Origin of the sequence: Chryseobacterium sp. (assembly GCF_022712095.1) — a bacterium.
In the GTDB taxonomy this organism is placed as follows: domain Bacteria; phylum Bacteroidota; class Bacteroidia; order Flavobacteriales; family Weeksellaceae; genus Chryseobacterium.
This window is the reverse complement of record NZ_JALAHD010000239.1, coordinates 1-6393: the sequence shown is the minus strand read 5'-3', so window position 1 is coordinate 6393 and position 6393 is coordinate 1. Positions and strand designations below refer to the sequence as shown.

6 protein-coding genes are annotated in these 6393 nt (G+C 35.7%); all 6 read right to left on the bottom strand.

The genetic code is table 11. The features are described from left to right. Positions 1-90 precede the first annotated feature (90 nt). Positions 91-2442, bottom strand: coding sequence for a choice-of-anchor L domain-containing protein (locus Q0A18_RS12565; protein WP_292010495.1), 2352 nt, complete (start codon positions 2440-2442; stop codon positions 91-93). A gap of 44 nt (positions 2443-2486) precedes the next feature. Next, positions 2487-3038 carry a DUF1003 domain-containing protein gene (locus Q0A18_RS12560; protein ID WP_292010494.1) on the bottom strand — a complete coding sequence of 184 codons (552 nt, stop codon included), beginning with the start codon at positions 3036-3038 and terminating at the stop codon, positions 2487-2489. 18 nt (positions 3039-3056) lie between these two features. Beyond that, a complete protein-coding gene (locus tag Q0A18_RS12555) occupies positions 3057-3827 on the bottom strand; it encodes a TIGR02757 family protein (RefSeq protein ID WP_292010496.1) in 771 nt (256 codons plus the stop codon). Between the two features lie 8 nt (positions 3828-3835). Further along, positions 3836-4750 carry a ribonuclease Z gene (locus Q0A18_RS12550; protein ID WP_292010493.1) on the bottom strand — a complete coding sequence of 305 codons (915 nt, stop codon included), beginning with the start codon at positions 4748-4750 and terminating at the stop codon, positions 3836-3838. A 63-nt stretch (positions 4751-4813) separates the two neighbouring features. After that, entirely contained in the window at positions 4814-5401 is a 588-nt protein-coding gene (rdgB, locus tag Q0A18_RS12545; protein ID WP_292010492.1) for an RdgB/HAM1 family non-canonical purine NTP pyrophosphatase, read from the bottom strand. A 5-nt stretch (positions 5402-5406) separates the two neighbouring features. After that, positions 5407-6234, bottom strand: a complete 828-nt coding sequence (locus Q0A18_RS12540; protein WP_292010491.1) for a type II CAAX endopeptidase family protein — start codon at positions 6232-6234, stop codon at positions 5407-5409. Positions 6235-6393: the final 159 nt, after the last annotated feature.

Below are 6393 nucleotides of genomic sequence, written 5' to 3'. Positions count from 1 at the left end.
ACTTATTTATTTTAACATTTCTAATATAATTCTATCCAAAGATAAAAAAAGACCAACAAATTGTCGGTCTTTTTACATATTTATAATAATTTATTCAATATTTTTCAGCAAAATCCATCCGGTTTTTACCGTAAGTTGTTTGCTGGCAGGATCCTCAAATGTTATCTGATACCAATAGGAAGAAGTAGGTAATTTTTTACCCTGGAAATAACCATCCCAGTAAGGTCTGGTCTTTTCAGCCTTAAATATCTCTCTTCCGTAGCGGTCATAGATCACTCCTTTAAAGTCCTTATAATCACTTACTCCTCTGAAATCAATAATATCATTAACATTATCTCCATTCGGAGTAATTACATTTTTCATGCTGAAAGTAAAATACTCAAGATATCCTACACAGCTTGTATTTTTCACTCTCACCCTTATAAAAATCAATTTGTTTTTAGGAACATTTGAAAATATATTAGAAGACTGCCATGTTACTCCATTATCCACAGAAAATTCCAATGGTCCGTTACTAGGATTACTGGCCGTTAAAATCATCGTTCCGTTATCATTATAATCCACTTTTATAATCTCCGGTATAATCGCCTGTATAACCTCTGTCGTATATGTTTTGGAGCAGACACCGTTAGTAATTGTTACCGTATAGACACCAGGTGTCGCCGCAGAAATAGTCTGGGTAGTAGATCCGGTACTCCATATATATTCATAACCAGGTCCGCTTCCAGCGTCTAGCGTAATCTGATCTCCTGTACAGATCATTCCCCCTGAAAGATCAGAAGTAATAGCCGGTACAACTTCAATAGTAACAGTAGCAGGCTGCGTTGATTTACATCCTTTTGCTCCTATTGCATATACGGTATAAGTAGTGGTTTGAGTCGGTGAAACAGTTTGGGTCATTCCTGTTCCGGAGAAGCTATCCCATTCGTAAGTAACTCCACCTGCTGCTGTTAAAACAACAGATTCTCCCACACATATTCTTACTTTTGAAGGAGTCAATTGAGCTACTGGGGTAGCTTCTTTTATTAACGTTAATTGCACCATCTTACTACAGAATCCCCCATTAGAAACTACTACATAAAGAACCTGACCGTCATTTCCGTTATAGCTGGCAATATTGGTAATATAATTTGTATTTTGAGCGGTTGCATCCGCCTGATTTTCATAGAAATGAAATACTGTACCTGTAGCTGTACTGATAGACGGCATCGCATCATTCAAATTAAATGTAGTAAGAGTCGGGGTTGTACAAAGTTGTAAAGTTGCATTTTGTGCGACCGGGGTTGTTCCGCCAACAATGGTTATTGTTGCTGTTCCCGGACATTGATTTCCCGGTACGGTCACCTGCACTTCATACACACCGGGTTGTGTAGCAACATAAGTGGCTGAAGTTGCACTTGCAATCGGAGCTCCGTCTTTAAACCACTGGAACGTCATTCCCGGAACTGTTCCGGCCTGAGCTACCAATGTTTGTGGTACATTATCACATACATTAAGAACACCCGGCAATACTACTCCGTTTCCGTCTACAATTTTAGTTCCTATGTCAAAAGAACCTCCTTCAATGAAAACTGCAGAATTATAGGTTGAATCCGAAGCATCTGCCAGCACCATCTTAAAATGATAAGTCTCACCAGGCACAACATCGGCAACCGCAGTTAAAGGAATCGTTCTCCCATTGAAGTTAGTTTCAATATTGGTTGTATTTTGCCCTGCAAAATACTGAGCATTAATGGGACCACAAGAATAATTAGAAGGCACGATATTAGTTACACTCACTGGGCCTGCACCTCCCGGTAAAACAGCAAGGTTAGTATAAGTGGGATCCCCTACCTTTTTTAACAATAAAGCAAAACCATCTGAAAAGTTCCCACACGGGAAAGTTGAGGTATATTCTTCAGAAGCAAAAAGATAGTTGAATTTAACCTGATTACTATTCGGTACAAAGTCAAATTCAATAGCCACTGCATCATAAAGCGTAGCTAAAGGATTGATAGCTGCCACCAAATCCGGATCACTTCCTGTTCCTGGGCTGTCACTTAATGTGCCCGACTCAAAAGCATTCCCCGCTTTGCTGGCAGTTCCTGTTACCAAAACAATTCCTTCATCAAAAGGAAAGTTGGTAGTTCCTTTATTAAAATACCCCCAAACCCGATTGGCATTCGTGTTATCCTGATTAGGGGAAACCGTTACATTCGTAACTCCACTCGTCCCGCAGGTAGATCCACCATTAATCAAGACATTATTGACCAGTTCGCTGATCGTATAACTTGAAGCGGGATAGGATGCAGCATTGACGTCTATAAAAGCTCCAGCTTTAAAACTGGATGGAGTTGGTTTTTCTTTTACACTTTTTCTGGGTGTATTTTGAGAAAACAAAAGAGATGAAGTAAATAGTAATCCTAAAAATAAAAAGTAAATTTTCGCTCTATAATTAAACATTTTATTATTGTTTTTTCAAAAATAATAAAAATATTTAAAATTTGTTACTCTTTTTTCAATTCATTAATTACCTCTTGCAATTGTTGTATCTGATCCTTTAACAGTTTGATTTCATTTTTATTAGAATTTACATTGCTTTTTAGCATAACATTCTTTGCTCTTTCATTATGATCTTCTTCATCTTCTTCATCATTGATTTCTTCAATATCCTCCTGAATATCTTCTATATCTTCATTGATCTCCTCGATATCTTCACTAATTTCTTCAATGTCTTCGCTGATTTCTTCTAAGTCCTCACTGATCTCTTCAATATCCACCTGTATATCTTCTATATCTTCCTGAATATCTCCAATCTTCTCATTGCTTTTATTAACAGACATCTGAATAAAAATAGCCAGATAGATCGCTTCCAATGAAACTACTGTAGTAAGGATCAGAAGCATTTTATCGAATTCAACAAGATTGAGCAGTGGCAGCAAAAAAGAAATAATAAAAAACAAGCTATGGGCAATAAGTGAAGGAACAGAACCTATCCATGAAGTAATACCATTAGCTATCTTTTCTAATGCTTCTATATTTTCACCTTTTGTTTTCATCCTTTCTTTGTTTTTTTATTACAATAATTCTTTTGTCACCCCTAATCCAAACAATGCAAAATCATATTTTGCAGGGTCATTGATATCCAGTTTTCTGACTATTTCATCAAGTTCTTCCACTGTTTTCCAGTCGTTCTGAGTTCTTGAAATAAGCCCTAGCTGGCGGGATATATTTCCTGTGTGCACATCCAGCGGAATCGACAGATATTTCTGATCTATGTTTTTCCATATTCCAAAATCCACGCCCTTTTTATCTTTTCTTACCATCCAGCGCAGAAACATTACGATTCTTTTGGATGATGAATTTTTATAGGGAGAGCTTACATGCTTATGGCTTCTGTGCTTTTCAGTTTCCAGAAACTGAGTTCTGAAACGTTCGATAGGGTGAAGAAAGTTAGTTTCTGAATCCTCTTCTATCATAAACAGATTTTCCAGACTATCATTCTTTTTATAAATCTTATTAAATTGTTTTATAAAATAAGAAAAATCCTCACCATTAAAGGTCCTGTGGATACTTTTATCCTTAATTCCCTGAAGATCTTTTTCGGAATAGTTAAGTACAAAATCATAAGGAGAATTCCCCATAATATCCAGCATTTTTTCTGCTGATTTAATAATTGATTTCCGGTTTCCCCATGAAATCGTTGCTGATAAAAACCCCGCAATCTCTATATCCTGCCGCAAGGAAAAACGATGTGGAATCTGTATCGGATCATTTTCTATGAATTCAGCATTATTATATTTCTCCGCCTTCTCATCTAAATATTCCTTCAGCTCTTCAAAATTCAACATTTCTTTTACAGTTTAATGGTCTCTAATGCTTTTGGTAAGAAAGTATTGGGAAACACTGTTCTGGCTTCATCAGTAAAAACAGTCAAATCTGCATAACGATTAGAAAAATGACCTAAAATCAATTTATTAACTTGTGCTTTCTGGGCAATGGTAGCTGCCTCTAAAGCAGTTGAGTGACCGGTGTAATCAGCCATTTCCTTCAAATCATGCAGAAAAGTAGACTCATGGTACATTACTGTAACATTTTTCACAATCGGGATTACCGATTCCAGATATCGTGTATCACTACAAAATGCATAAGAAACAGAAGGTGCAGGATCTGTGGTTAGGATTTCATTTTTCAGTACATAACCATCTTCTAAAACAAAATCTTTCCCTGCTTTCAAATTATGATAATCACAAACCTCAATTTCTTCATATTTTGAAATCTCCTGTATATTAAGATGCCTGTCCTTAGGTTTCTCCCTGAACAGATAGCCATTACAATAAATTCTGTGATCAAGAGGAATGGTATACACTTCTATTTTACTGTCCTCATATATCTTTTCTGAATAATTTTTCTCCAGTTCATGATAAACCACTTCAAAGCCACGATGCGTTTCGGTAAGTGTAAAGATTGTTTCCAACATCTTTTTGATTCCTTTCGGACCGTAAACATGCAAAGGATTTTCTCTACCTAGCAGCCTAAAAGATGCAATAAGTCCCGGAAGCCCGAAACAATGATCACCATGAAGATGTGAGATAAAAATATGATTGATTTTTGAAAATCTGGCTTTTGCTTTTCTCAGCTGTACCTGTGTCCCTTCACCACAATCTATGAGAAAATGCCTCTCCTCCATTTCCAGCAGTTGTGCGGTAGGAGAAGAATTAATAGTGGGTATCGCTGAATTAAAACCTAATATTGTTAAATAAGTACTCAAATCATTAATTTATTATAACAAATGTACAATAGAAATTCTGTTTTCATTTATAATAGTCATTCATCAATGTCTATCATTCCTTTTTACATTATCTAAGAACATATCTATTGCTTTTCTGCGGTGGCTGATTTTATTTTTATCTTCAGGGTTCATTTCTGCAAAAGTTTTGCCATAACCTTCCGGAACAAAAATCGGGTCATAACCGAAGCCTTTAAATCCTTTATTTTCTGTCAGCAGATTCCCGTGTGCTTTACCTTCAAAATATTGAGCTCCGTTTTTATCATAATAACACAAAACTGTAATGAAATAGGCTTTTCTATTGGTTTCTCCCTCAAGTTCACTCAGCACTTTTTTTATATTTTGAGCAAAATCATGATCTCCTGCATAGCGGGCAGAATAGATTCCAGGCCTTCCGTCCAAGGCATCTACCACCAAACCACTGTCGTCTCCCAAACTTGGAATTCCTGTTTTTTCAAAACAATACTTTGCTTTTATCAGAGCATTGGCATGGAATGAATCCCCATCTTCTATGATCTCTTCATGGATATCATAATCTGTTAAGCTTTTAACAGTAAAATCATTTCCAAGGATCTGCTGAATCTCTTCTTTCTTATGTTCATTGTGTGTTGCTACAAGTAATTCCATTTTCATTTTTATTAATCTTCAGAGTAATGTATTTTGTTGTTTGTAAAAAGGTAATAAAATACAGAAAAAAGTACGATTCCTACTACCAATATTACCCATTCGGAAACATGAGCTGCTTCCGCAAAACTTTCATTTTTAGTATATGAAATTAACAGGGAAGAACAAAGATTATTAAAAGCATGTAAAAACATTGCTAAAAGCAGGGATTTAGTTCGATAATACACCAGCCCCAATACACAACCCAATAACACTGCTCCTACGAACTGCCATGGATTAGCATGCACCAGCCCGAAAATAATGGAAGCTGATAAAATAGCTTTCCAGGGTGCCACTCCTTTATTAATCAATCCTTTTTGTATAATTCCTCTGAAAATAATTTCTTCAAATATAGGCGCCATGATTACAGCAGTGATAACCATTACCACCCTGTTATATGTAAGCTGATCCATAAGTTGATTAAAAAACTCATAGTATTTACCAAAGAAGGGTCCCGTAACAGGGATCAGAGAGGTAATGAATTCAGCAATGAACATCATTCCCAGCATCATAGGAAAAATCAGCAGATAGGTATAAAAATTTGTAGGAGAAAAATTGAAATTCAGTTTTTTCTTTGTAGTTGGTCTTACAATAAGAAAGTCAAATAAGGCAATAGCACTTAGAAAACCGGCAGCATTACCAATCATAAGATAAGCATCTGAATATTGCAGATTCTGCCTAAAAACAAACATCCAAAAAACATTGACCAAAGAAACCACTGTAGTTCCCAGAATCATCCCGATCACTAAAACCAAGCCTCCAATCCATGTAAAAGTAAATTGAGGATATTTACTATTTTCCACGTTTTTTCTTTTAAATAGTTAATTGAACAAAGATAATTTTTTTGAAAGCCTTGAGCAACTAAAAAAGGAAATACTTATTTTTAGCACATGAACACTGTTATCATGAAAGAAGATTTTCTGCAATTGAATTAAAAAAGAAATATTACGATCCAAATAATT

What these genes read in the sequence shown, in the direction of transcription:
- rdgB (WP_292010492.1), bottom strand. Translation starts at nt 5,401, where the DNA reads ATGAAAATGGAATTACTTGTAGCAACACACAATGAACATAAGAAAGAA.
- Q0A18_RS12560 (WP_292010494.1), bottom strand. Translation starts at nt 3,038, where the DNA reads ATGAAAACAAAAGGTGAAAATATAGAAGCATTAGAAAAGATAGCTAAT.
- Q0A18_RS12565 (WP_292010495.1), bottom strand. Translation starts at nt 2,442, where the DNA reads ATGTTTAATTATAGAGCGAAAATTTACTTTTTATTTTTAGGATTACTA.